The 23320-nt window shown below is 67.8% G+C and carries 26 protein-coding genes; 18 read left to right on the top strand and 8 right to left on the bottom strand.

Annotation, left to right across the window (positions count from 1 at the left end):
- Positions 1-98: 98 nt before the first annotated feature.
- The 4 genes from OE647_RS03925 to OE647_RS03910 all read left to right on the top strand — a co-directional run bounded on the left by OE647_RS03925 (position 99) and on the right by OE647_RS03910 (position 3172).
- The gene (locus tag OE647_RS03925; protein WP_263720357.1) at positions 99-1352 is read left to right on the top strand and encodes a lytic murein transglycosylase; all 1254 of its coding nucleotides are present in this window, start codon (positions 99-101) and stop codon (positions 1350-1352) included.
- 70 nt (positions 1353-1422) lie between these two features.
- Positions 1423-2328 (top strand): thioredoxin, encoded by a 906-nt coding sequence (gene trxA / locus OE647_RS03920; RefSeq protein ID WP_263720356.1) that lies wholly within the window; start codon positions 1423-1425, stop codon positions 2326-2328.
- A 26-nt stretch (positions 2329-2354) separates the two neighbouring features.
- Positions 2355-2993 carry an LON peptidase substrate-binding domain-containing protein gene (locus tag OE647_RS03915; protein WP_263720355.1) on the top strand — a complete coding sequence of 213 codons (639 nt, stop codon included), beginning with the start codon at positions 2355-2357 and terminating at the stop codon, positions 2991-2993.
- The gene (locus tag OE647_RS03910) at positions 2990-3172 is read left to right on the top strand and encodes a Trm112 family protein (RefSeq protein WP_263720354.1); all 183 of its coding nucleotides are present in this window, start codon (positions 2990-2992) and stop codon (positions 3170-3172) included. Before OE647_RS03915 ends, OE647_RS03910 begins: the two co-directional genes overlap by 4 nt.
- Before the next feature lie 44 nt (positions 3173-3216).
- On the opposite strand, the gene OE647_RS03905 is transcribed toward OE647_RS03910, so the two are convergent.
- Positions 3217-3636 carry an ester cyclase gene (locus tag OE647_RS03905; protein ID WP_263720353.1) on the bottom strand — a complete coding sequence of 140 codons (420 nt, stop codon included), beginning with the start codon at positions 3634-3636 and terminating at the stop codon, positions 3217-3219.
- 68 nt (positions 3637-3704) lie between these two features.
- Entirely contained in the window at positions 3705-4967 is a 1263-nt protein-coding gene (locus tag OE647_RS03900) for an FAD-dependent oxidoreductase (protein ID WP_412174926.1), read from the bottom strand.
- Between the two features lie 48 nt (positions 4968-5015).
- Here OE647_RS03900 and OE647_RS03895 point away from each other — a divergent pair, with 48 nt between their 5' ends.
- The 4 genes from OE647_RS03895 (at position 5016) to OE647_RS03880 (ending at position 11238) form a co-directional block, all read left to right on the top strand.
- Positions 5016-6344 carry an amidase gene (locus OE647_RS03895; RefSeq protein ID WP_263720351.1) on the top strand — a complete coding sequence of 443 codons (1329 nt, stop codon included), beginning with the start codon at positions 5016-5018 and terminating at the stop codon, positions 6342-6344.
- 153 nt (positions 6345-6497) lie between these two features.
- A complete protein-coding gene (locus tag OE647_RS03890; RefSeq protein WP_263720350.1) occupies positions 6498-7676 on the top strand; it encodes an aminotransferase class I/II-fold pyridoxal phosphate-dependent enzyme in 1179 nt (392 codons plus the stop codon).
- 11 nt (positions 7677-7687) lie between these two features.
- The gene (locus OE647_RS03885; protein WP_263720349.1) at positions 7688-10528 is read left to right on the top strand and encodes a DNA translocase FtsK 4TM domain-containing protein; all 2841 of its coding nucleotides are present in this window, start codon (positions 7688-7690) and stop codon (positions 10526-10528) included.
- Positions 10529-10644: 116 nt separating this feature from the next.
- Positions 10645-11238, top strand: coding sequence for a LolA family protein (locus OE647_RS03880; RefSeq protein ID WP_263720348.1), 594 nt, complete (start codon positions 10645-10647; stop codon positions 11236-11238).
- Between the two features lie 6 nt (positions 11239-11244).
- On the opposite strand, the gene OE647_RS03875 is transcribed toward OE647_RS03880, so the two are convergent.
- Positions 11245-11823, bottom strand: coding sequence for a transglycosylase SLT domain-containing protein (locus OE647_RS03875; protein ID WP_263720347.1), 579 nt, complete (start codon positions 11821-11823; stop codon positions 11245-11247).
- 245 nt (positions 11824-12068) lie between these two features.
- Between OE647_RS03875 and hspQ the strand changes: the two genes are divergently transcribed.
- Positions 12069-12395 carry a heat shock protein HspQ gene (hspQ, locus tag OE647_RS03870; RefSeq protein WP_263720346.1) on the top strand — a complete coding sequence of 109 codons (327 nt, stop codon included), beginning with the start codon at positions 12069-12071 and terminating at the stop codon, positions 12393-12395.
- A 3-nt stretch (positions 12396-12398) separates the two neighbouring features.
- Here hspQ and OE647_RS03865 read toward each other — a convergent pair whose 3' ends face one another.
- From OE647_RS03865 to OE647_RS03855, 3 genes are all read right to left on the bottom strand, one after another.
- Complete coding sequence (locus OE647_RS03865; RefSeq protein WP_263720345.1) at positions 12399-13976, bottom strand: gamma-glutamyltransferase family protein; 1578 nt, start codon at positions 13974-13976, stop codon at positions 12399-12401.
- Positions 13977-14162: 186 nt separating this feature from the next.
- Entirely contained in the window at positions 14163-14651 is a 489-nt protein-coding gene (locus OE647_RS03860) for an ATP-binding protein (protein ID WP_263720344.1), read from the bottom strand.
- The gene (locus tag OE647_RS03855) at positions 14641-14979 is read right to left on the bottom strand and encodes an STAS domain-containing protein (protein WP_263720343.1); all 339 of its coding nucleotides are present in this window, start codon (positions 14977-14979) and stop codon (positions 14641-14643) included. The genes OE647_RS03860 and OE647_RS03855 overlap by 11 nt, the downstream gene beginning before the upstream one ends.
- 91 nt (positions 14980-15070) lie before the next feature.
- On the opposite strand from OE647_RS03855, the gene OE647_RS03850 reads away from it, so the two are divergent.
- The 3 genes from OE647_RS03850 (at position 15071) to OE647_RS03840 (ending at position 17613) form a co-directional block, all read left to right on the top strand.
- Positions 15071-16249 (top strand): thiolase family protein, encoded by a 1179-nt coding sequence (locus OE647_RS03850; protein ID WP_263720342.1) that lies wholly within the window; start codon positions 15071-15073, stop codon positions 16247-16249.
- A gap of 76 nt (positions 16250-16325) precedes the next feature.
- Positions 16326-16781: a GAF domain-containing protein gene (locus tag OE647_RS03845; protein ID WP_263720341.1), complete on the top strand. Its 456-nt coding sequence runs from the start codon at positions 16326-16328 to the stop codon at positions 16779-16781.
- A 46-nt stretch (positions 16782-16827) separates the two neighbouring features.
- Positions 16828-17613: a GFA family protein gene (locus tag OE647_RS03840; protein WP_263720340.1), complete on the top strand. Its 786-nt coding sequence runs from the start codon at positions 16828-16830 to the stop codon at positions 17611-17613.
- Between the two features lie 18 nt (positions 17614-17631).
- Here OE647_RS03840 and OE647_RS03835 read toward each other — a convergent pair whose 3' ends face one another.
- Positions 17632-18054: a VOC family protein gene (locus OE647_RS03835; RefSeq protein WP_263720339.1), complete on the bottom strand. Its 423-nt coding sequence runs from the start codon at positions 18052-18054 to the stop codon at positions 17632-17634.
- A gap of 116 nt (positions 18055-18170) precedes the next feature.
- On the opposite strand from OE647_RS03835, the gene OE647_RS03830 reads away from it, so the two are divergent.
- The 6 genes from OE647_RS03830 to rpsO all read left to right on the top strand — a co-directional run bounded on the left by OE647_RS03830 (position 18171) and on the right by rpsO (position 22398).
- A complete protein-coding gene (locus tag OE647_RS03830) occupies positions 18171-18794 on the top strand; it encodes a LysE family translocator (RefSeq protein ID WP_263720338.1) in 624 nt (207 codons plus the stop codon).
- A gap of 10 nt (positions 18795-18804) precedes the next feature.
- Positions 18805-19701, top strand: coding sequence for a homocysteine S-methyltransferase family protein (locus tag OE647_RS03825; RefSeq protein WP_263720337.1), 897 nt, complete (start codon positions 18805-18807; stop codon positions 19699-19701).
- A gap of 63 nt (positions 19702-19764) precedes the next feature.
- A complete protein-coding gene (locus tag OE647_RS03820; RefSeq protein ID WP_263720336.1) occupies positions 19765-20421 on the top strand; it encodes an RluA family pseudouridine synthase in 657 nt (218 codons plus the stop codon).
- The gene (locus OE647_RS03815; RefSeq protein ID WP_263720335.1) at positions 20418-20921 is read left to right on the top strand and encodes a DUF1643 domain-containing protein; all 504 of its coding nucleotides are present in this window, start codon (positions 20418-20420) and stop codon (positions 20919-20921) included. The genes OE647_RS03820 and OE647_RS03815 overlap by 4 nt, the downstream gene beginning before the upstream one ends.
- A gap of 114 nt (positions 20922-21035) precedes the next feature.
- The gene (locus OE647_RS03810) at positions 21036-21977 is read left to right on the top strand and encodes a calcium-binding protein (protein WP_263720334.1); all 942 of its coding nucleotides are present in this window, start codon (positions 21036-21038) and stop codon (positions 21975-21977) included.
- 151 nt (positions 21978-22128) lie between these two features.
- Complete coding sequence (rpsO, locus tag OE647_RS03805; RefSeq protein ID WP_263720333.1) at positions 22129-22398, top strand: 30S ribosomal protein S15; 270 nt, start codon at positions 22129-22131, stop codon at positions 22396-22398.
- Between the two features lie 69 nt (positions 22399-22467).
- Here the strand turns inward: rpsO and OE647_RS03800 are convergent, their stop codons facing one another.
- Positions 22468-23073 (bottom strand): hypothetical protein, encoded by a 606-nt coding sequence (locus tag OE647_RS03800; RefSeq protein ID WP_263720332.1) that lies wholly within the window; start codon positions 23071-23073, stop codon positions 22468-22470.
- Positions 23074-23320: the final 247 nt, after the last annotated feature.

Raw genomic sequence — 23320 nt, 5'->3', positions numbered from 1 at the left:
GCTGCCCCCGGCAAGGCTCCGCCCGTCCGCGAACCCGGGCCTTTTCCGAAGACCCGATTGCCGCTACGATTCACGCAAAACAAAGAGCGAGCGGTTCCATGCGATATACGGCTTTGGGTCTGGCGGCTTCCCTCTGCGTCCTCGGGGCCGGGTCCGGTTCGGCGGGAACGGTGTCGGGCGAGGCGAAAGGGGGCAGCGTGGGCGGACCGGAACAGATCATCACCACCTCGGCCAATCTGGGCTTCGATCGCTGGATCGCGGGCTTTCGCGCCCGCGCCATCGCCCGCGGCATTAACGAGACGACCTTCGACCGCGCCTTCAACGGCATCTCCTACAACACCTCCGTCATCCAGAAGGACCGCAACCAGTCGGAGTTCACGAAGGCCATCTGGGACTATCTTGACCGGGCCGTCTCCGACCTGCGCGTCGAAAACGGGCAGCGCGCGCTCAAGCGGCACCGGAAGCTTCTCGACCGTATCGAGAAAACCTATGGCGTCGAAAAGGAGGTCGTGGTCGCGATCTGGGGGCTTGAAAGCTCCTACGGGGACAACCGGGGCGACGTGCCGCTGATCGAGGCGCTGGCGACGCTGGCCTATGACGGACGGCGCGGGTCCTTCTTCGAAAGCCAGCTGATCGCAGCGCTGAAGATCGTGCAGTCGGGCGATGTCGCGCCGCGCGCCATGACCGGCAGCTGGGCCGGGGCCATGGGCCACACGCAGTTCATCCCGACCTCCTACCTGTCCTTCGCGGTCGACTTCACCGGCGACGGCAAGCGCGACATCTGGTCGGATGACCCCACCGACGCGCTGGCATCGACCGCCGCCTACCTCGCGCGCTCGGGCTGGAAGACGGGCCAGCCATGGGGGGTGGAGGTGCGCCTGCCCGCCGATTTCGACTTCGGCCTGACGGGGGAGCGGATCACCAAATCGGCCGCCGACTGGGCCAAGCTCGGCGTGCGCGACGTGCATGGCAACCGGGTCGCGAACCATGGGTCCGCCTCCATCCTGATGCCCGCTGGCGCGCGCGGCGCAGCCTTCATGATCTTTTCGAACTTCCACGCGATCGAGCGCTACAATGCCGCGGACGCCTATGTGATCGCGGTCGGGCATCTGTCCGACCGGCTGAAGGGGGGCACCCCGATTCAGGCCAGCTGGCCGCGCGAGGACAGGGCGCTGGTCTTCGACGAGCGGGTGGAACTGCAGGAGCGGTTGAGCAAGGCCGGTTTCGACACCGGCGGCGTGGATGGCAAGATCGGCCCCCGGACCATCGCAGCCGTCCGCGCCTACCAGCGCGCGATCGGGATGATCCCGGACGGCTATGCCAGCCTCGACATCCTTCGACGGCTGCGCTGACGCACCCCCTTGGCCTTTTCGCCCCGTGGCCTCATATAAAGGGCAGCACGGAAATCACGGGGGGGAACCCATGCTCGAATTCGGCCAGAAACCGGCGGAGAACACGGCGGACCTGATCCGCGACACGACCGAAGCGACCTTCATGCAGGACGTGATCGAGGGCAGCAAGGATGTGCCCGTGATCGTCGATTTCTGGGCGCCCTGGTGCGGCCCCTGCAAGACGCTCGGCCCCGCGCTCGAGGCGGCTGTGACCGCCGCGCGCGGCAAGGTCCGCATGGTCAAGGTCAACGTCGACGAAAACCAGATGATCGCCGGGCAGATGCGCATCCAGTCGATCCCGACCGTCTACGCCTTCTGGCAGGGCCGCCCGGTGGACGGATTCCAGGGCGCGGTCCAGGGATCGGAGATCAAGGCCTTCGTCGACAAGCTGGCCGCGCTGGCCGGTGACGGCGGCCTGGGCGAGGCGATCGAGGCGGCCGAGGCGATGCTGGCCGAGGGCGATGTCGCGGGCGCGGCGGAAACCTTTGCCGCAATCCTTGGCGAGGAGCCGGAGAACGCGGCGGCCTACGGCGGGTTGGTGCGGGCCCATCTCGCACTTGGCGAACAGGACCGGGCCGAGGCGCTTCTGGCTGCTGCCCCGGCGGCCATCGCGAAATCGGCCGAGGTCGAGGCCGCGCGCGCGCAGCTTGAGCTGGCCCGCCAGGCCGCCAGTGCCGGGCCGGTGACCGATCTTCTGAACGAGGTCCTGGCCCATCCGGAAAATCACCAGGCCCGTTTCGACCTGGCGCTGGCGCTGCACGCCTCGGGCAAGATCGAAGGCGCGGTCGAGGAACTTCTGGAACTGTTCCGCCGCGACCGCGACTGGAATGGCGGCGCCGCCAAGACCCAGCTGTTCACGATCTTCGATGCACTCAAGCCCAATGACCCGATCGTGCAGAAGGGTCGGCGCAAATTGTCCTCGCTGATTTTCGCCTGAAGCACCGGAGGGGGAAGAGGCGACCCATGCCAGCGCTTGCGGACCTGCCCACGACGATCCCGATCTTCCCCCTGCCGGGGGCGTTGCTTTTGCCCCGCGCCCGGCTGCCGCTGCATATCTTCGAGCCGCGATACCTCGCGATGCTCGACGACACGCTCAAGACCCGCGAACGTCTGATCGGGATGATACAGCCCCGCCCCACGCCCGACGGGGGCGAGGCGCTTTCGGCCATCGGCTGCGCGGGCCGGCTGACCGCGTTCCAGGAAACCGAGGACGGGCGCTACCTGATCACGCTGACCGGCGTCGCGCGCTTCCGCCTCGTGAACGAGCTTGGCGGCTTCACCCCCTATCGCCGGGCCGAGGTCGACTGGGCCCCCTTCGAGCGCGATCTTGGCCCCGCCGAAGAGGATCGTGGCTTCGACCGCGAGGCTTTCCTGGCGCTGCTGTCCCGCTATTTCGCGGCCGAGGGGCTTTCGACCGACTGGAGCAGCCTCAAGGAGGCCGAGGACGAGATGCTGATCAACGCGCTCTCCATCCTTTGCCCCCTCGAGCCGGAGGACAAGCAGGCGCTTCTGGAGGCGCCGACGCTTCAGACCCGGCGCGAAACGCTGGTGACGCTGATGGAGTACGCGCTTTTGGGCGGCGGAGAGGAGCGGATGCAATGAGCGAGGAAATCAAGCTCGACCGCCGGATGCTGGAGGCGCTGGTCTGTCCGCTGACGCAGGCCCGGCTAAGCTATGACGCCGAGGCGCAGGAACTGATCTCCAAACCCGCGCGGCTGGCCTTTCCCATCCGTGGCGGCATCCCGATCATGCTGGTGGACGAGGCCCGCAAGCTGGACTAGGCGGCCCCGCGCCACGCGGCCACTAGGGGCACGGCTGGCACGTTTCAGTCCACCAGCCCAAGCTGCCGCGCGATCGTCGCCGCATCGTAGTAATCGCGCCCCTCGACCACCTTGCCATCCTTGACCCGCATGACGCTGCAATAGCGGGTTTCCTGCCGCCTGCCGCTTGGCGCGAAAGTGCCGAGCGAAGACTCCAGCGGGCCGGTATGGGTGCCACGGTTGACGAATTCCACGACGGCCCGATTGCCGTCCACGATCACGTTGGTGACCTTCACCTCGCCGTCCGGAAACGCCTTGCGCCAGCGTTCGTAATCCATCCGGTAGCCCTCCGGACCGACCTGGCGTTCGTTGCGCGCAACGTCTTCGAACTGGCAGTCCGCCGCGATCACGGCCGCGCCGCGCTCCGGGTCGCGCAGGTCCCAGGATTCGTGGAACTGGCGAACGATCTTTTCCGTGGGATGCATGGCGTGTGGCCCTCCTGCGGCGGGGATATCACCGAATAGAGTGCCCGAAGGCGCGATGAGTCGCCACGTCAGAGCGCACGCCCCTTAAGAAGTTTGGGCAGCTCGTCGGAAAGCCCCGCAGCCTGCCGGATAAAGGCACGGCGGAGGGCCGGGACGGCGTTGACGAGGCCCATGCCAAGGTCACGTGCCGCCCGAAGCGCGGAATTATCATTCGAAAACAGCTTGTTGACCGCATCCATGCCAAGCGCGAGCGTGGTGGAATCGAACCGCCGCCAGCTTTGGTAGCGTTCCAACACATCCTCGGCCCCGATGTCCTCCCCCCGCCGGTAGGCGCCGACGAGGACCTCCGCCAGGGCGGCCACATCCCGGAAACCGAGGTTCAGGCCCTGCCCGGCGATCGGGTGGACGCCGTGGGCGGCATCGCCCACCAACGCCACGCGGGGGGCGATGTAGCGATTGGCCAGCGTCAGGTTCAGCGGATAGGTGAAGCGCGCGCCCGCAAGGCGGATGTCGCCCAGATAGTCGCCGAAGCGCGGGCGCAGGACCTCCATGAAGGCGTCGTCATCCAGCGCGGCGATCGTGCGGGCGTTCTGCTCGGTCTCGCTCCAGACGATGGAGGACCGGTTGCCGGGCAGGGGCAGGATCGCAAGCGGCCCGGTGGGCATGAAGAACTGTTGCGCGATGCCGTCATGGGGGCGGTCATGCTCGACCGCGCAGACCAGCGCGGTCTGGCCGTAGCTCCACCCCGTGCGGCCGATCCCGGCGCGTTGCGCGGTGCCCGATTGGCGCCCGTCGCAACCCGCGATCATGCGCGCCCGCAGGTGCCGCCCGTCGGATAGCGTCACCGTAACCCCGGCGGGGTCCACCTCCTGCGCGGTGACCGTGGTCGCAGGGATATGGGTGATGCCCGCCGTTTCGCCCATCGCGTCAAGGAAGGCCGCGTAAAGATGCCGGTCTTCGAGCATGAAGCCCATCGGGCCTTCCTCAATCTCGGCGCTGTCGAAATGCAGGAAGAAGGGGGCAGCACCCTCACCCGCGCGCCCGTCGCTGGCCTTGATCTCACGGATCGGCTGGACCTTGTCCGCGACGCGGTCCCAGACACCGACCGCCGCCAGAAGCCGCTTCGAGGCGATGGCCAGCGCATAGGCGCGCCCGTCAAAGGCCGCCTCGGCCCGCGCGCGCGCTGGCTGCGCATCGACGACGGTGACCGACAGTCCCGCCCGCGCCAGCGCCAGCGCCAAGGCGGGCCCGTTCAGCCCGCCGCCCACGACGATTACATCCGCATTCATCTTCATGGCGCCAAGTATCGCTTGCGGGCCGGGATTGTCCATGCGCTGCCTTGCCGCTACCGTTCGCGCGAACACCCGAGGGAGGACGGCATGCAGGACTGGCGGACGATGAGCGCGGGCGATCTGGGCCGCGCGATCGGGGCGGGCAGGATCGACCCGGTCGAACTGACAGCCGCTTTCCTGGATGCGATCCGCGAGACCGACCCGGAGTTCCGCATCTACGCCCGCACCACCGAGGCCCGCGCCCTGGCCGAGGCGGAGGCCGCCGGCGCAAGGGCCCGCGCGGGTCAAAGGCTTTCGCCCCTCGACGGGGTGCCAATTTCCTGGAAGGACCTTTTCGACACGGCGGGCACCGCGACCGAGGCGGGCTCGCTTCTGCTCAAGGGGCGCATTCCCCATGCGGACGCGGAGGTTCTGGCGAAGGCCCGGCTCCAGGGCCTCGTCTGCCTGGGCAAGACCCATATGACGGAACTGGCGTTCTCCGGCCTCGGCGTGAACCCGATGGCGGCGACGCCGCCCAATGTGAACGACCCGGCGCTGGCCCCGGGGGGGTCGTCCTCCGGCGCGGCGACATCGGTCGCCTTCGGGCTGGCCGCCGCAGGGATCGGGTCCGACACGGGTGGCTCGGTCCGCATTCCGGCCGCCTGGAACAACCTTGTGGGGCTGAAGACCACCCACGGCCGCCTGCCGCTGACGGGGGTCGTGCCGCTTTGTGAAAGCTTCGACACGGTGGGCCCCCTGACCCGGACGGTCGAGGATGCGTCCCTGCTTCTGGCGGCAATGGAGGGGACCAAACCCGCCGACCTGCGCGGTGCCAGCCTGCGGGGCGCGCGCCTTCTGGTGATGGAATCGGTGGCGCTGCCGGACTGCCGCGAGGCACCGCTGGCCGCGTTCGAAAACGCGGTGGCCCGCCTTCAGGCCGCTGGCGCCACGGTCGAGCGCGACACCTCCCCCGAACTGGAGGAGGCGCAGGGGCTTTCCGGCATCCTCTTTACGACCGAGGCCTATGGCACCTGGGCCCATCGGATCGAGGCGGAGCCAGACCTGATGTATGCCCCCGTCCGCGAACGCTTCCGCCTGGGCCGCAGGTTCGCCGGGTCGGACTATGTAGCCGGTTGGCGCCGCCTGCACGAGCTTCGCGCGCTGTGGCGCGCCCGCACTGCCGGCTACGACGCGGTCTTGACCCCGACATCGCCCATCCTGCCCCCGGATGTCGCGCGGCTCATGTCGGATGAGGCCTATTTCACGACCGAGAACCTCCTGGCGTTACGCAATACGCGGATCGGCAACCTGATGGGGCTTTGCGGGCTGACGCTGCCCACGGGCGTTCCCGCCTGCGGCATCACGCTGCTTGGCGCCCCCATGGGCGAGGAGCGGCTTCTGCGGCTTGGTGCGGCGGCCGAGGCGGCGCTGGCCTGAAGCGCCGCCCTGCCGGGGCCAAATCCCCGGCGGAAATGCCACAATCGGGGCGAACAACCGGCGGGAATCCATTGCTTTTTCTGGACCGGGCGCCGCGCATTGGCTAAAGTTCCTGCAAAACGGGGCGAAATGACCCCGGAAACTGAGGCATGAATGGCGTTTCCCGAGCGGTTCTCGAACCTGCCTGACTACGCGTTTCCGCGTCTGCGGAAGCTTCTTGACGTCCACGCACCGGGCGGCGAGCCTATTGCCATGACCATTGGCGAGCCGCGCCATCCCATGCCCGGCTTCGTGGGCGAGGTTCTGGCCGCCAACCTGCAAGGCTTTGCGCAATACCCGCCGAACGACGGCACGCCCGAACTTCTGGCCGCCATCTCGGACTGGATCGCGCGCCGCTACGGCGTGAGGCTTGGGCCCGATCGCATCATGCCGCTGAACGGCACACGAGAGGGACTCTTCGACGCCTGCATGGCGCTGTGTCCGGAGACGAAGCGGGGCAAGCGCCCCGTCGTCCTGATGCCGAACCCGTTCTACCAGGTCTATGCCGCGGCGGCCCTCAGCGTGGGCGCGGAACCGGTCTATGTGCCCGCGACCGCGGCGACGGGCTTCCTGCCCGACTATGCGGGCCTGGCCCCGGATCTGCTTGACCGCGTGGCTCTCGCCTACCTTTGCTCGCCCGCGAACCCGCAAGGGGCCGTGGCCCCGCGCGATTACCTGGCCGAGGTTCTGGCGCTGGCCGAACGGCACGGCTTCACGCTGCTTGCAGACGAATGCTATTCGGAGATCTGGCGCGATGCCCCGCCGCCCGGCGCGCTTCAGGTCGCGGCCGAGACCGGCGCGGACCCCGAACAGGTCGCGGTCTTCCATTCGCTTTCCAAGCGGTCGAACCTGCCCGGTCTGCGGTCGGGTTTTGTCGCGGGCGGGCCGCAGGCAATCACACGCCTGCGCCAGTTGCGCAACTACGGCGGCGCCCCCCTGCCACTTCCGATCCAGCGCGTTTCCGAACGCGTCTGGGCCGACGAGGCGCATGTGGAGGAGAACCGCGCGCTTTATCACGAGAAGTTCCGCATCGCCGATCAGGTGTTTTCGGGCCTGCAAGGCTACCAATCCCCTGAAGGCGGCTTCTTCCTCTGGCTCCCGGTCGAGGACGGAGAGGCGGCGGCGCTCAGGCTCTGGCGCGAAACCGGCGTTCGGGTCCTGCCCGGCGCCTATCTTGCGCGCGAGGTGGCGGGCGAAAATCCGGGCAAGGGCTACATCCGCGTGGCGATGGTGACCCCCAAGGAAGAAATGCAGCGCGGGCTGATCCGGCTTCGCGACTGCCTCTACGGTTGAGGACGGCAAAGATGGCATCCTATCAGGCACGGCAGCGCGACCCGCTTCTGGACCAGCACACCCAGGCCGTGATCGAACGGCGCGGGAAGGAGCTTCTGGGCATCCTCCTGCTGGCGGCGGGGATCGCGACGGCGCTGATCATCGGCAGCTACAGCCCCGACGATCCAAGCTGGCTGGCCGCCACCGACGAGCCGGCGCAAAACCTGCTCGGTCGTTTCGGCGCGGCCATCGCCTCGCCACTTTACGTCATCGCCGGCTACGGGGCCTGGGGGCTGGCGCTGGTCTTTACCGTCTGGGGCCTGCGCTTCGTCGCGCATGCCGGGGAGGACCGCGCGCTGTCGCGGGTCATCTTCGCCCCGATCGCGATCGCCACGCTGTCGGTCTATGCCTCCACCCACGCACCGGGCGTGGGCTGGCTGCACAGCTTCGGCCTGGGCGGGCTTTTCGGCGACACGGTGCTGGGGGCGGTCCTCGGCATCGCGCCGCTTGATGCGGGGCTGGCGCTCAAGATCGTGTCGGCGCTGATCGGCATCGGCTCCCTCGCGATGCTCGCCTTCGTCCTGGGCTTCGACCGGCGCGAGCTTGCGCAGATCGCGCGCTTCCTGCTGGTCGGCACGATCGTCGGCTATGACTGGGTGCTGCGCATGCTCGGCCGCGGGGCGGTCGCCTCGCTCAAGGGGGCGCAGACGCTGAGCGAACGCCGCCGTGCCCGCCGCGACGAGGCCGAGGAAGAGGATTGGGAACCTGTCGAAGCGGCCCCGCGCCGCGCGGGCGTGCTGCGGGCCGAACCGCGCTTTCCCGCCCCGCTTGCCGAGGGTGGCGCCGCACGTCCGGGCCTTCTGGGCAAGGTGGGCGCACTTCTGCGCGGCGATCCCGAGCTTCGGGTCGAGCCCGAACTGGTGGAACGCGCGCCCTCTCACCATGGTTGGTCCGGGGAAGCGCCCAGCGCCGAGCGTATCCGCGAACGCATCGCCGATGCCGTGAAGTCGCGCACCGGCCAAAGCGCCGCGCGCCTGGACCCGCAGATGCCGGAGCGGGTCGAACCCGGCCTGACCCGCACCGAGCCGGTTTTGCAGGCCGCCTGGCACGATGCCCCGCTTCCCGATGAACCGCCCGTGACCGCGGCCGCGCTCCTGCGCGGCGAGTTGCAGGTCGAGGAGATGGAAGAGGCCAACATCTTCGACGACCTCGACCTTGATGAACCCGCCGAGGCGCCCGCGCTGCCCCGCAGCGAGCCGCGCCGTGTCGTCCAGCACGCCGAACGCAAGCCCCCCGCGCCGTCGCGCCAGGCGCTGGCGGAGGCACAGCCGCGTCTGCGTTTCGACGAACCTGCGGCCGGTTCGACCTATGAACTGCCGCCGCTGTCGCTTCTGACCAGCGCCGTCACGATCGAGCGCCACCAGCTTTCCGACGAGGCGCTGGAGGAAAACGCCCGGATGCTGGAAAGCGTGCTCGACGACTACGGCGTCAAGGGCGACATCGTCTCGGTCCGCCCCGGTCCGGTCGTCACGATGTATGAGCTGGAGCCCGCACCGGGGCTGAAGGCCAGCCGCGTCATCGGACTTGCCGACGACATCGCGCGGTCGATGTCCGCGCTTTCGGCCCGCGTCTCGACCGTGCCGGGCCGCTCGGTCATCGGGATCGAGCTTCCCAACGCGCGGCGCGAAAAGGTGGTGCTGCGCGAGATCCTCGCCGCGCGCGATTTCGGCGACGGCAACCACCGCCTGCCGCTGGCGCTTGGCAAGGATATCGCCGGTGAGCCGGTGGTCGCGAACCTGGCCAAGATGCCCCACCTGCTGATCGCCGGGACCACCGGCTCGGGCAAGTCGGTGGCGATCAACACCATGATCCTGTCGCTCCTTTACCGGCTGACGCCGGACGAATGCCGGCTGATCATGATCGACCCCAAGATGCTGGAACTGTCCGTTTATGACGGCATCCCGCATCTACTCTCCCCCGTCGTCACCGACCCCAAGAAGGCCGTCGTCGCGCTGAAATGGGTCGTGGGCGAGATGGAGGAACGCTACCGCAAGATGTCCAAGATGGGCGTGCGCAACATCGATGGCTACAACGGCCGCGTCCGCGAGGCGCTGGCCAATGGCGAGATGTTCAAGCGCACCGTCCAGACCGGCTTCGACGAGGAAACCGGCGATCCGATCTTCGAGACGGAGGAGATCGAGCCGAAGCCCATCCCCTATATCGTCGTCATCGTGGACGAGATGGCCGACCTCATGATGGTCGCAGGGAAAGAGATCGAGGCCTGCATCCAGCGTCTGGCGCAAATGGCGCGGGCCAGCGGCATCCACCTGATCATGGCGACGCAGCGTCCCTCGGTCGATGTCATCACCGGCACCATCAAGGCCAACTTCCCGACCCGGATCTCGTTCCAGGTGACCTCCAAGATCGACAGCCGCACGATCCTGGGCGAGATGGGGGCCGAGCAGCTTCTGGGCATGGGCGATATGCTCTACATGGCCGGCGGCTCGCGCATCACCCGCATCCACGGCCCCTTCGTCTCTGACGAAGAGGTCGAGGAGATCGTGACCCACCTGAAATCCTTCGGCCCGCCCGAATACATGTCCGGCGTCGTCGAGGGCCCGGATGAGGAGAAGGAGGCCGACATCGACCTCGTCCTTGGCCTTGGCGGCAATACCGATGGCGACGACGCGCTTTACGACCAGGCGGTGCAGGTTGTGCTGCGCGACCGCAAGGTCTCGACATCCTACATCCAGCGGAAGCTCGGCATCGGCTACAACAAGGCCGCAAGGCTGGTGGAGCAGATGGAGGAGCAGGGCCTTGTCTCGGCCGCGAACCACGTCGGCAAGCGGGAGATCCTGGTGCCGGAGCAATAAGCCGCCGCCTGTCGGCCTCGGCGGCGGTGCGGTCGCCGCCAACAGGGATGACGGCATTCCGCCGATCCTCGGCCGGCGTTATGGCATAACATTCGGGAACCTCTTAGATAGGGCGCATGAAAACGCATCTCCTTGCCGCGCTTGCCGCGCTCCTCGCCCTTCCGGCCCAGGCCGAGAAGCTTTCGCTTGCGCAGCTCTCGGGCTATCTCAATGGCCTCACCACGGCCGAGGCCGCGTTCACGCAACAGAACGCGGACGGCAGCGTCTCGAAGGGCCGGGTCCTGATCCAGCGCCCGGGGCGCATGCGGTTCGAATACACGCCCGACGCCACGCTGGTCCTGGCCTCTGGCGGGCAGTTGGCGATCTTCGATCCGAAGTCGAACCAGCCGCCCGAGCAGTATCCGCTGTCGAAGACGCCGCTGAACCTGATCCTTGCGCGCAACATCGACCTAGCCCGCGCCAGGATGGTCGTCGGGCATCAGGAACAGGGGCCGCTCACCCTTGTGGTGGCGCAGGACCCCGAGCATCCCGAATACGGCACACTGACGCTCGCCTTCTCGGCCGACCCGGTCGCCCTGCGCCAGTGGACCGTGACCGATGAAACCGGCAACCAGACGACCGTGGTGCTGGACGCGCTGAAGACCGGGATGACCTACAAGCCCACGACCTTCTCGATCAACTACGAGGCCGAGAAGCGCGGGCTCAACTGAGCCCGCCTAGAGCTTGCCGCAGCGGTAAAGCTGCTGGTGATACATCTGCGCGCGGGCGCCGACATCGTCGGCCACCCGCAAGAGCCAGGCCTTTTGCAGATGCGACCCGCGGCTGTAGCCGTTGCGCCCCTCATGATAGGCGAGATACTGGTTCGTGGCGTCGAATTTCAGGATGCCCAGCTTCTGCTCGCTCTGGTCCATGTACCAGCCGATGAAGTCGGTGGCGTCGTCGATCCGCTGACGCTTGGCCCCCCAGCGCCCGGTGACCCGGCGGTATTCATCCCACGTCCCGTCGAGCGCCTGGCTGTAGCCATAGGCCGAGCTTTGCCGCCCCATGGGGATGATCCCCAGCGCGAACTTGCGCGGGGTCTTGGCGTTGCTGATGAACTTGGACTCCTGGTAGATCGTGGCCATCTGGACCGCGACCGGAACGCCCCACTTCGCCTCGGTGCGCTTCATCGCGCGCAGGTAGGCGGGCCGTTCCTTCGTGATCTCGCACGCATCTTCCAGGTTGCGCGGCGCCTTGCCGCCACCGCCGCACGCCGCAAGCAGCATCACCAGCGCGATGCACAGATATCTGCCCATACTGCCTCTCAGTCTTTGTTTTGCGGTGATTTTAGCGGGTTCGGGCAGCGGTTGGAATCACAATCCCGCAGCGGCGTCGGCGTGAGACCCAAACTCGCCGGGCCCGACCCGTCGCAGCGGCTTTTCAGGCCCGCAAAGGGCGCACTGTCAGGGCAGCGATCACAGACTGTTTCCGCATGATTCGGCTTCGAATATGGACATCGGCGGCCCTGCCGAGGTACCTATTTAAGGGTGGGGACTGATCGATGCTGAAGAGCAATGCAAAATATCACCTCGGCCAGGTGCTGAGACATCGGAAGCACAGCTTCCGGGGCGTTGTCTTTGATGTCGATGCGATCTTTTCCAACACGCAGGAATGGTACGACGCCATCCCGGAGGAAAGCCGCCCGGCGAAAAACCAGCCCTTCTACCACCTTCTGGCCGAGAACGACGAAAGCTATTACGTCGCCTATGTCTCGGAGCAGAACCTGATCCCAGACGCCCTGGGCGGCCCGGTGGGCCACCCCGATCTGCCCGACCTGTTCGGGGATTTCGAGGATGGCCGCTATCCGCTGCATTACCAGATGAACTGAGCGCTAGTAGCCCAGCGCACAGCCGTCCTTTCGCGGATCGGACGCCCCGACCAGAACACCCGTTTCCTCGATCCGGATCGCCTGGCCTCCGCCCAGCGGGCGGTCGAGGCGCGTGACCGCGTGCCCCATCTCGGCCAGTTCCGCAGCCACCGCGTCGGAGTAGCCGCGTTCCAGACCCAGCACACCGTCCTCGGCAAAGGCGCGGGGGGCATCGATCGCCTGCTGGAGGTCCATTCCATGGTTCAGATGGTTGGTCAGGAAGCGCACATGGCCGGTAGGCTGGTAAGCCCCACCCATTACCCCGAAGGGCATGAGCACCCGCCCCCCCTGCCGCAGCATGCCCGGGATGATCGTGTGCATCGACCGCTTGCCGCCGCCCGCCTCGTTGGGATGCCCTTCGGTCAACGTGAAGCCCGCGCCGCGGTTCTGGAACAGGATGCCGAAGCGCTCCGACGCGATGCCCGACCCGAAGCCCCAGTAGGTGGAATAGATCAGCGACACGGCCATGCGGTCGCGATCGACCACGGTGATATAGACCGTGTCGCGATGGACGGCCTCGGTCCGCCAGGTGACCTGATTCATCGCGCGCCGGGGGTCGATCAGGCCCGCGAGTCGCGCCGCCGTTTCCGGCGCCAGCATATGGTCGATCCGGCTGGTATGATCCGGGTCGGCGATGAAGCGGTCGCGCGCGTCATAGGCAAGCTTTGCCGCCTCGGCCTCAAGATGGGCGCGGGCGGCCCCCATCGGATCGAGCGCGGGCAGGTCGAAGTGCGACAGGATATTCAGCATCAGGATCGCGGTCGCGCCCTGCCCGTTGGGCGGATGTTCGACCAGTTCATGGCCGCGGTAGTCCCCGCTGACCGGCTCCGTATAGGCGCAGGCGGTGGCCGCGAAATCATCGAGTGTATGCGTCCCCCCCACGGCCCGCAGCGAGGCAACCATGTCCTCCGCGACCTCGCCCTCGTAAAAGCCCGCGCGGCCTTCGCGCGCGATGCGCCTGAGGACCTCCGCCTGGCCGGGTGCGCGGAACACCTGGCCGACGCCGAGCGCCCGATCCCGATCCAGGTAGAAGGAGCGCGCCGCGCCGGACAGGCGTTCCTCGCCCTCCGGCCAATCGAAGGCCACGCGCGGGGCCACGGGGACGCCGACCTCTGCATAGTGGATCGCGGGGGCGAGGCTCGCCGCCAGGCCCGACCGCCCCCAATCGGCCGAGAGCCGGCAGAGGGCGTCGATCGCGCCGGGGACGGTGACCGATTCGACCGACTCGGTCCCGATCATGGTCTGCCCGCGATCGCGGAGCGCGGCCGCCGACAGCCCCGCGGGCGCCCGCCCCGAACCGTTCAGCGCGATGATCCGCTCTTGCCCGGCAGGTTTCAGAAGGGCGAAGCAATCGCCGCCGATGCCGCAGGACTGCGGCTCCGCAAAGCCCAGCAGGACCGCCCCGGCAATCGCGGCATCAACCGCGTTGCCACCTTCCTGCAACACCCGGAGCGCGGCCTGCGCGGCAAGCGGGTGCGAGGTCGCGCACATCCCCTCGGTGGCAAGAACGGGCGAACGCCCCGGAAACTGAAAATCGCGCATCTGCACCTCCACTGCTTGGCGGAAGCTAGGATGAGATGTCGGGGAAGGAAAGACCTCGGCGCCGCGCTATGGGTGGGGGCTGTTAAACGCGGCGCCGAGGGAAGCCTTTGAAGCTACGCCACCAATCTTGCGCCGCATTCGGGCCGAGTTTTGAGCGAAATGCGGCATGATTGCGACAGACGCGGATCACGGCGACGCGAGTGGGACAACCAGGCTCAGCTCATTCCGGTCGCCCAGGCGGCGATAGACCAGGTCGCGCGCGCAACGCTGGATCAGTGTCCACCCCCAGCCGCCCTCCGGCAACCGGTCCAAGGCGACCTCCAGGTCCGGCAAGTGCCTGTAACGCATGGTATGATCCGGAAAAGGGCGCCCCCAGTCCGCGATCCGGCACTCCAGGGATACGGGATGCAGAACGACGGCGATCTCGATATCGCCCGCCTGGTCCGGCCCGTAGGCATGTTCGACCACGTTATTCAGAACTTCCGCCAGCACCAGTTCGACCGCGCTCGCATTGGCGGGGCCAAGCAGGCGGCCGAATCGGTTCAAGAGCGCGTAAAGCAAGATTCTGACGGACAGCGGATCGGCCGCGACACGGGCCTCGAATCGTTCGGGCGGCGCGACCGGATCGCCGCGCCTCGGCCGCTGGCGAGGTTCGAGCCTCGCGTCAGTCGCCATGGGCCATGGCACCGCCGGGCAGGGCGGCGTGGATGGTGAAGACCGTGTCCATCCGCGTCAGGTGAAAGACCTTCGCCACATTCGGCGTCAGCCCGGCCAGTTCCAGCCGCCGCGCCGGGGCAAGGAACTTCATCACCGCGACAATGGCGCCAAGGCCAGAGCTGTCCACGAACCCCACTCTGGCAAGATCCAGGATCACGCGGGGCGGGGCGGCGCCGGCGATCTCGCGCATCCGGTCCTTGAACTGGATCGCGCAGGCCGCATCAAGGCGTGCCTCTTCCACCCTCACCACCAGCGCCTCGCCCGCCATTGCCGCTTCCAGGTGCATCCGGCCCTCCGCATCCAAGTCACGCCGGCAGGCTAGACGCCATTCCTTACTATTCTGTATGACTTCTGCCGAACCATTCGAAAGGAAGACCATGCAAGACGTCGTCATCGCAGGAGCCGCGCGTACCGCAATGGGCGGGTTTCAAGGCGCTTTCGCCACGACCGAGGCCTCGGTCCTGGGGGGCGAGGCGATCCGCGCGGCACTCGCCGATGCCGGTGCCCGGCCCGATCAGGTCGAGGAGCTGCTGATGGGGTGCGTCCTGCCCGCGGGCCAGGGCCAGGCCCCGGCCCGGCAGGCCGGCTTTCACGCGGGGCTGGGCGAAGAGGTGCCCGCCACCACGCTGAACAAGATGTGCGGCTCGGGCATGAAGGCCGCGATGATCGCGCATGACCAGATCGCCCTGGGGCAGACCGGCATCATGATCGCGGGCGGCATGGAAAGCATGACCAACGCCCCCTACCTGCTGCCCAAGATGCGCGGCGGCGCACGGCTCGGTCACGCCCAGGTGATCGACCACATGTTCCTCGACGGGCTTGAGGACGCCTATGACAAGGGCCGCCTGATGGGCACCTTCGCCGAGGACTGCGCCGAGGCCTTCCAGTTCACCCGCGCCGATCAGGACGCCTATGCGCTCGCCTCGCTCTCCCGCGCGTTGGAAGCGCAAGGCTCCGGCGCCTTCGAGGGCGAGATCGCCCCGGTCTCCGTCGCCACCCGCAAGGGCGCGCTGACCATCGCGGCCGACGAGCAGCCCGCCAGCGCGCGGCCGGAAAAGATCCCGACGCTGAAGCCCGCCTTCCGCAAGGATGGCTCGGTGACGGCCGCCAACTCCTCCTCCATCTCGGACGGCGCGGCGGCGCTCGTCCTTGCCTCGCGCGAGGCCGCCGAGGCCGCGGGGCTGAAGATCCGCGCCCGGATCCTCGGCCACGCCTCCCATGCCCAGGCCCCCGCACTCTTTCCCACCGCTCCGGTCCCGGCGGCCCGCAAGCTCCTCGACCGCCTCGGCTGGAGCCCCGAGGACGTGGACCTATGGGAGGTGAACGAAGCCTTTGCCGTCGTTCCCATGGCCTTCATGCGCGAACTCGGCGTCCCCCACGAAAAGATGAACGTGAACGGCGGCGCCTGCGCGCTCGGCCACCCGATCGGCGCCTCCGGCGCGCGGATCATCGTCACGCTTCTGAACGCACTGGAAAAGCGCGGCCTCAAGCGTGGCCTCGCCGCGATCTGCATCGGCGGCGGCGAAGGCACGGCCATCGCCATCGAACGCCCCTGATCTCTTCTTTTCTCAAATATCCTCGGGGGGTCCGGGGGGCGGAAAGCCCCCCGGCCGCCGGGGCCGGAGCCCCGACATGACCATCGACTACATCGAAACCGGCAAGATCATCGCCAGCCTGACCGAGGGCGAAACGGACGAGGTCGCCCTCATGGCCACCGTGGTGTGCGAGCTTCACCATGCCGACGACCGCTTCGACTGGACCGGCTTCTACCGAGTCACCGAACCCGAAGTGCTCAAGATCGGCCCCTACCAGGGCGGGCATGGATGCCTCGTCATTCCCTTCGCCAGGGGCGTCTGCGGCGCGGCGGCCCGCACGGGCGAGGTCCAGCTCGTCGATGACGTGGACGCGTTCCCGGGCCACATCGCCTGCGCCTCCTCCACCCGGTCGGAGATCGTGCTGCCGGTGCGCGCGGGCGACGGCCGACTGCTGGGCGTGCTCGACATCGACAGCGACCAGCCCGCCGCCTTCACCCAGGCCGATGCCGAAGGTCTTGCGACCCTCCTCGCGTCGGTTTTCGGCCGTCTCTGACGCCGATGCAGGGGCGCGGGGCGGCAGCTTGGCGCAGGATGGCCAAATGGAACGCGGCGAACATCATCAAGGTGGCTGTCTCTGCGGCGGCGTCGCTTTTGAGACCCAAGGCCCGCTGCGCGCGGTCGTGGCCTGCCATTGCAGCCAGTGCCGGCAGACCAGCGGCCATGTCTGGGCGGCAACCTCCGTGGCGCTGGACCGGTTCCGCCTGATCGCGGATACGACGCTCGGCTGGTACGACAGTTCCACCGCCGCCCGGCGCGGCTTCTGCCGGCGCTGCGGGGCAAGCCTTTTCTGGAAGCCCGCAGCCGAGGAGCGGATCGCCATCGCGGCGGGCGCGCTCGACGGCCCGACCGGCCTCGCCCTTGCCCGCCACATCCATGTTGAGGATGCGGGCGACTACTACGCCCCCGAAGGGCCGCCCCCCGCCGCCGCGGCTGAGCCGCCCCTGCGGCTTGACTGCGGCTGCTTGTGCGGGGGCGTGTCGTTCGAACTGCCCGGGCCGGCGGGTGCAATCACGGCCTGCCATTGCACCCAGTGCCGCAAGCTTTCGGGGCATTTCTCCGCCTCCTTCGATGCGCAAGAGGCGGCGGTCCTCTGGCACCGGCGCGAGACGCTGGCGGAGTACGAAACCCCCGCGAAAGCCCGCCGGGGGTTCTGCACGCGCTGCGGGTCGAGCCTCTGGTTCCGTTCTGCCGAAGGGGCGTTCTCGATCGAGGCCGGCGCGGTCCGGGGGGCAACAGGCGGACGCCTGTCCTGCCACATCTTTACCCGCGCGAAGGGCGATTATTACGAGATCGACGACGGCCTGCCGCAAAGCCTCGGGGACTAAGGCCCGGGCCGATCCAGATCAAAGCCGCCGGCTCGGGACCCAGGCATAGCCGTTCGGGCAAAGGATCACGCATTCGCGCAACCCGTGCGGCTTGTCGGCGGGCGCCTGAAGGACGATCGCGCCTTCGGCCGCCTCGGCGCGGGCGGCCGCCGCGTCCGGATCGGTTTCATAAAGCCGGATCTCGATCCCAGCGCCGCGCGCCCCGGCCTCGGGCAGGAGCCCAAGCAGGGGATGCGCGCCGAAGGTTCCGTCCGAATGCAGCTGAAAGACCGCGCCTTCATAGGTCATGATCGCGAAGTCGCGGCTCAGGCGATGGGCGGTCATCCCGAAGACCGCCGTCAGGAATGCCGCCTCCGCCCGCACATCGCGCACGATCAGGTTCAGCCCCAACCCGGTAAGCCCGCGCCCGAAGTTCCCGGCAGAGACCGTTTCGTAGTCCATCGTCCCCTCCTCAACCCGCTTACGCACCGTCTCAGCCGCGCGCCGCGCGGTCAATCCCGGCCTTGGCGCTTGACGGCACAGCCCCGATCGGCGACGGCTGGGCGGGCGGAGGCCCCATGTTCGACCTTGTCACCAGCTACCCCCTGGCGGAGTTCCTGACCTTCCTGGCCGCCGCCCTGGTCCTGAACCTGACGCCCGGCGCCGACGTGATCTTCGCGACCGCCTCGGGCCTTTCCGGCGGGCCGCGCGCAGGCGTGATGGCGGGACTGGGCGTGGGGCTGGGCGGGTTCTGGCATGTGGGGCTTGCGACGCTCGGCATCTCGGCGCTGATCGCGGCGGAACCGGCGGCACTGGCTGCGCTGCGCTACGCCGGGGCGGGCTACCTGCTGTGGCTGGCTTGCCGGTCGTGGCGCGGCGGCGGCATCGCCGAGGGCACGCGCGGGCCGCAGCGCCCCTCCCGCGCACTCTGGCGGGGGTTCGTGACCAACGCGCTGAACCCAAAGGTCGCACTGTTCGTGCTGGCGTTCCTGCCGCAGTTCGTCCATCCCGAATACGGGGCCGTCTGGATGCAGCTTCTGTTGCTGGGCCTCGTCTTTACCGTGACCGGGACGCTGATCACGGCGGGCTATGGCGCGCTGGCGGGCCGCTTCGGCGCCCTCCTGACCCGGCGGGCGCGGATCTTCGACCGCGTGGCCGCTGTGCTTTACGCGGGCCTCGCGGCCAAACTTGTGACGAATTGAGAGGACGGAAATGACCGAGATCACGCTTCTGGACGGAGGAATGGGGCAGGAACTGGTGGCGCGTTCGGGCGATGCGCCGACGCCGCTCTGGTCCACACAGGTCATGATCGACCATCCGGGCCTCGTGCGGCAGGTGCATGCGGATTACTTTGCCGCCGGCGCGACCGTCGCAACCACCAATACCTATGCCATCCACCGCGACCGGCTGTTGAAGGTTGGGATGGAGGATCGCTTCGCCGCTCTTCACACCCAGGCGCTGGCAGAGGCGGCCTCGGCCCGCGCCGAACATGGGTCGGGGCGGATCGCGGCCTCGCTCGGTCCGCTCGTCGCCTCCTACCGGCCCGAAACCCACCCGCCCCACGCCGAGGCCGTGGCGAAATACGACGAGGTCGCGACCATCCTCGCGCCCGCCGTGGACATCCTTCTGGCGGAGACGGTCGCCTCGCTGGCCCATGCCCGCGCCATCCTGGAAGGCGCCGCCGGCCATGGCCGCCCGGTCTGGCTGTCGGTGACGGTGGACGATACCGACGGCAGTCGCCTGCGCTCGGGCGAGCCGCTGTCGGACCTCGGCCCGGTGCTCAAGAAGGGCGGCGCGGCGGCCGTTCTGGCCAACTGTTCGGCACCCGAGGCCATGGCTGCGGCGCTTGAGCTCCTGGGCGGCTTCGGCCTGCCCTTCGGCGCCTATGCCAACGGCTTCCAGCAGATCACGAAGGAGTTCCTGAAGGACAGCCCGACCGTCGATGCGCTGAGCGCCCGGCCAGAGATGACGCCCGCACTTTACGCCGATTTCGCGATGCGCTGGGTCGGGATGGGAGCCACGATCATCGGCGGCTGCTGCGAAACCACGCCCGCGCACATTGCGGAAATCGCCGCCCGCCTGCGCGCTGCGGGCCATACGATCGTCTGACACGGGACCATTGTCCGGCTCGGGGCTGGCCAGCGCTTTGCCAACCGTGCTAACGCGCGCGGCATGAGCGATACCGACTACGCCCCGCCCGACGAACCCCTGCGCGTGATCCACGCCGATCACGCGATCGTCGTCGTGGACAAGCCCGCGGGGTTGCTCAGCGTTCCCGGACGCGGCGAACATCTGGCCGACTGCCTGATCTCCCGCGTTCAGCAGCTTTACCCCGACGCGCTTCTGGTCCACCGGCTGGACCGCGACACCTCGGGTGTCATGGTCTTCGCGCTCACCCGCCATGCGCAGCGCGATCTTGGCGCCCAGTTCGAGGGGCGCAAGACGAAAAAGGCCTACCGCGCGCGGCTCTGGGGGCATCTGGAGCCGAAGGAGGGACAAGTCGACCTGCCCCTGATCGTCGACTGGCCGAACCGGCCGCTGCAGCATGTGGATCATGTGAACGGCAAGCCCGCCCAGACCGACTGGAAGGTGCTGGGCCACGACCCCGACGGCACGACGCGGGTACGGCTTTTCCCGCTGACGGGACGCAGCCACCAGTTGCGCGTCCACATGCGCGAACTGGGGCACGCGATCCTTGGCGATCCCTTCTATGCCGAGGGACCGGCCCGCGACTTCCCCCGTCTGATGCTGCATGCCGAAAGCCTGCGCTTCAACCACCCCGAGACCGGCAAGGGCATGACCTTCACCGCGCCCTGTCCGTTCCGGTGATCATCCGCCGGCATCAGGCGGGCGGTACCGCGTCCGAGGCGCATTATTCGGACTGCGGCCATTACCGTTACCTTCTGACCCGCCGCTGGGGCGCGGGCGACGTGCTGCTCTACATCCTCCTCAACCCCTCGACCGCGACCGAGGAGCGCAATGACCCGACCATCGAACGCTGCGAACGGCGGGCGCGGGCGCTGGGATTTGACGGCTTTGCGGTGGCCAACCTCTTTGCCTGGCGCGCCACCCGACCCGAGGATCTGAAGTGCGCGCCGGAACCGGTCGGGCCGGAGAACGAAGCGGCCCTTCTTGCGGCGGCGGCTGGGGCGGGGATGATCCTCTGCGGCTGGGGCCTGCACGGGGCCTTCCTCGGACGCGGGGCACTCGTGGCCGAGGCGCTCCGCGCCAGGGGGCATCCGCTCTGCCATCTGGGCCTGACAAAGTCGGGCGCGCCGCGCCACCCGCTCTATGTTCCCTATGCCCAGCCCCCGCAGCCCTGGCGCTGAAAGTGCCGACAATTGGAGCGACCGCCCTCCGCCTTCGCCTAGCCTTAACCCCTGGTCCGGCCCAATGCGCCCCGGGGTGGCGCGGCTTGCGCCGGAAATGAGAGGGTGGCCACAATGCTGCTTCTGGCAGGAATACTGGGCCTGTTCGCGCTGGGCGCAGTTCTGGACATGTTCGACGAAGCGCCCGCGCCGGAGGAGGAGGACCCCGCCAGCGCAAAGCCGCACGCAGCCGGCGGAACGACGGGAACCGAGGCTGCGGACATCCTGTCGGGCACCGACGCGGACGAGGGGCTGGACGGTCTGGGCGGCGACGACCAGATCCACGGCTACGCGGGCGACGATACGATCTTGGGCGGGCCGGGCAACGACGACCTTTTGGGCGGCGCGGGCGCGGACCTTCTGTCGGGCGGCCCGGACGATGACCGCCTGAACGGGGGGGGCGGGGATGACAGGCTGGAAGGGGGGCCGGGCGACGACACGCTGACAGGCGAATTCGGGCAGGATTGGCTGTCCGGGGGCGCGGGGCGGGACAGCCTGATCGGCGGGGCCGGGAACGACACGCTGGACGGGGGCGCGGGCGATGACGCGCTGCACGGATCGGACGGCGACGACAGCCTCACGGGCGGGCTCGGGCAGGACTACCTGCAGGGCGGCGCAGGCAATGACACGCTCGATGGGCGTGTTCCCGACGGCACGGGGGCCGATCTCGACGGGCGCGACTTCCTTAACGGCGGCACGGGCAACGACCGCATCGTCCTGGGCCGGTCGGACTGGGCGAACGGCGGCCCGGGGGCCGATGTCTTCACCCTTGGCGACTGGCTGACCGGCGAGGGCGACGCCGCGACCATCGGCGACTTCGACCCCACCCAGGACGCGCTTTGCATCGTCTACGATCCCGCCGCGCACCCTGCCCCCGAGGTCACGGTGGAATATGTGGGCGACAGCGGCGCGCCCGAGGCGCAGACCCGCATCCTGCTGGACGGAGAACTGGTCGCGGAACTGCCCGGCGGCCCAGAGGTCGATCCCGCCCGGATCGCCCTTGTCACCGCATCCTGAGCGGCGGCGAGCCCCGGCGGCCGATTCCCGCTTTTCATCGCGCGCGTTTTCCCCTATATGCGCGCATCCGCCGGAAAAAGGCGGACCTCCACGGGCCCTGCTGGACGACATCCCGGCTTGCGCCATAACCCCTTTTCGAAAGGAGACCCCGATGTCGATCACCGCTGAAGAAAAAGCCCGCCTGATGAAGGAATACGCGACCAAGGAAGGCGACACCGGTTCGCCCGAGGTTCAGGTCGCGATCCTGTCGTCGCGCATCGCCACGCTGACCGGCCACTTCAAGACCCACGCGAAGGACAACCATTCCCGCCGCGGTCTGCTGATGATGGTCGCCCAGCGCCGCAAGCTTCTGGACTACCTCAAGAAGAAAGACGCCGCGCGTTACAACGTGCTGATCGCGAAACTCGGCCTGCGCCGCTGATCGCGTTCCGTCTGACGGACTTGAACGCCCGTGCCGAAAGGCGCGGGCGTTTTGGTTTGGTGGGGCAGATCAGTGCCAATTACGTTCGCACGCAGCGAGGTCAAAAACATGACCCGAACTGGGTGCGGCTTCCTTAGCAACATTCAAGAGATTGCAGTCCACCGCTCTTGGCGTCCAATCACTGCAACTCGCTTCCGGAAGATATTTTGGTATGTATTTTTGGAGGACGCTCCGGCAAAATTCCTCATAGTTACTCATGTTGCCGCCGCATCTCAGGTGCCGAAGGGCAGCCCTCGCACGGCTGTCCATAATCAGGAATGCGTTCGGCCGATGAAAATGCAGATACTTTGAGGCGAAAGACGCTTGCTTGCGCACTTTGCCCGTCGTCAATTCCCGGCTAGCCTTCTCCAGAAACTGAACCAAGGCGTCGTGTATTCCGACAGAGCGTTTTAGAACGCTCTCGTCATCCGGACGATCCAGTTCTCCGACAGAAGCGAGCATTTCATCCAATCCGAGATGAACAAGAGAGCGGCCCAAGTGCGCGAAGAAATCGACGCCTTTGTCACTAGGTCTTCCTGCACCTCGTTGAGGTGAAGCCGCATAGATACGTCCGATCGCAATCAGCTTACCCGCGTTGATGTAGGCGTCGTCGTGCTTCGGATAATCGAGGCACATTCGATAAAGTATCTGATTTTCAAAGGGACCGGCGTACCGGCGAATTCTCGCGTGGTCTGTCGGAGTAGGTTGCACATGCACCTCGTCGTAATCAGTTTAAGGAAGAATGAACGCCTGCGACCCATATGATCCACCCGTAAGTCACCGCGCAAGTCCCTTCCCAACCCGCCCGTTTTCCTGTATGGCCCCGCGCATCTGTGACGTGAGCCCATGCCCCCGGGCGCATGCGATAGGATTGGGGGCGGCG

The sequence above is a fragment of the Albidovulum sediminicola genome (assembly GCF_025751575.1).
In the GTDB taxonomy this organism is placed as follows: Bacteria; Pseudomonadota; Alphaproteobacteria; order Rhodobacterales; family Rhodobacteraceae; genus Albidovulum; species Albidovulum sediminicola.
Note: the sequence above shows the minus strand (reverse complement) of the source record. Positions and strands in the feature narration are given on the sequence as shown.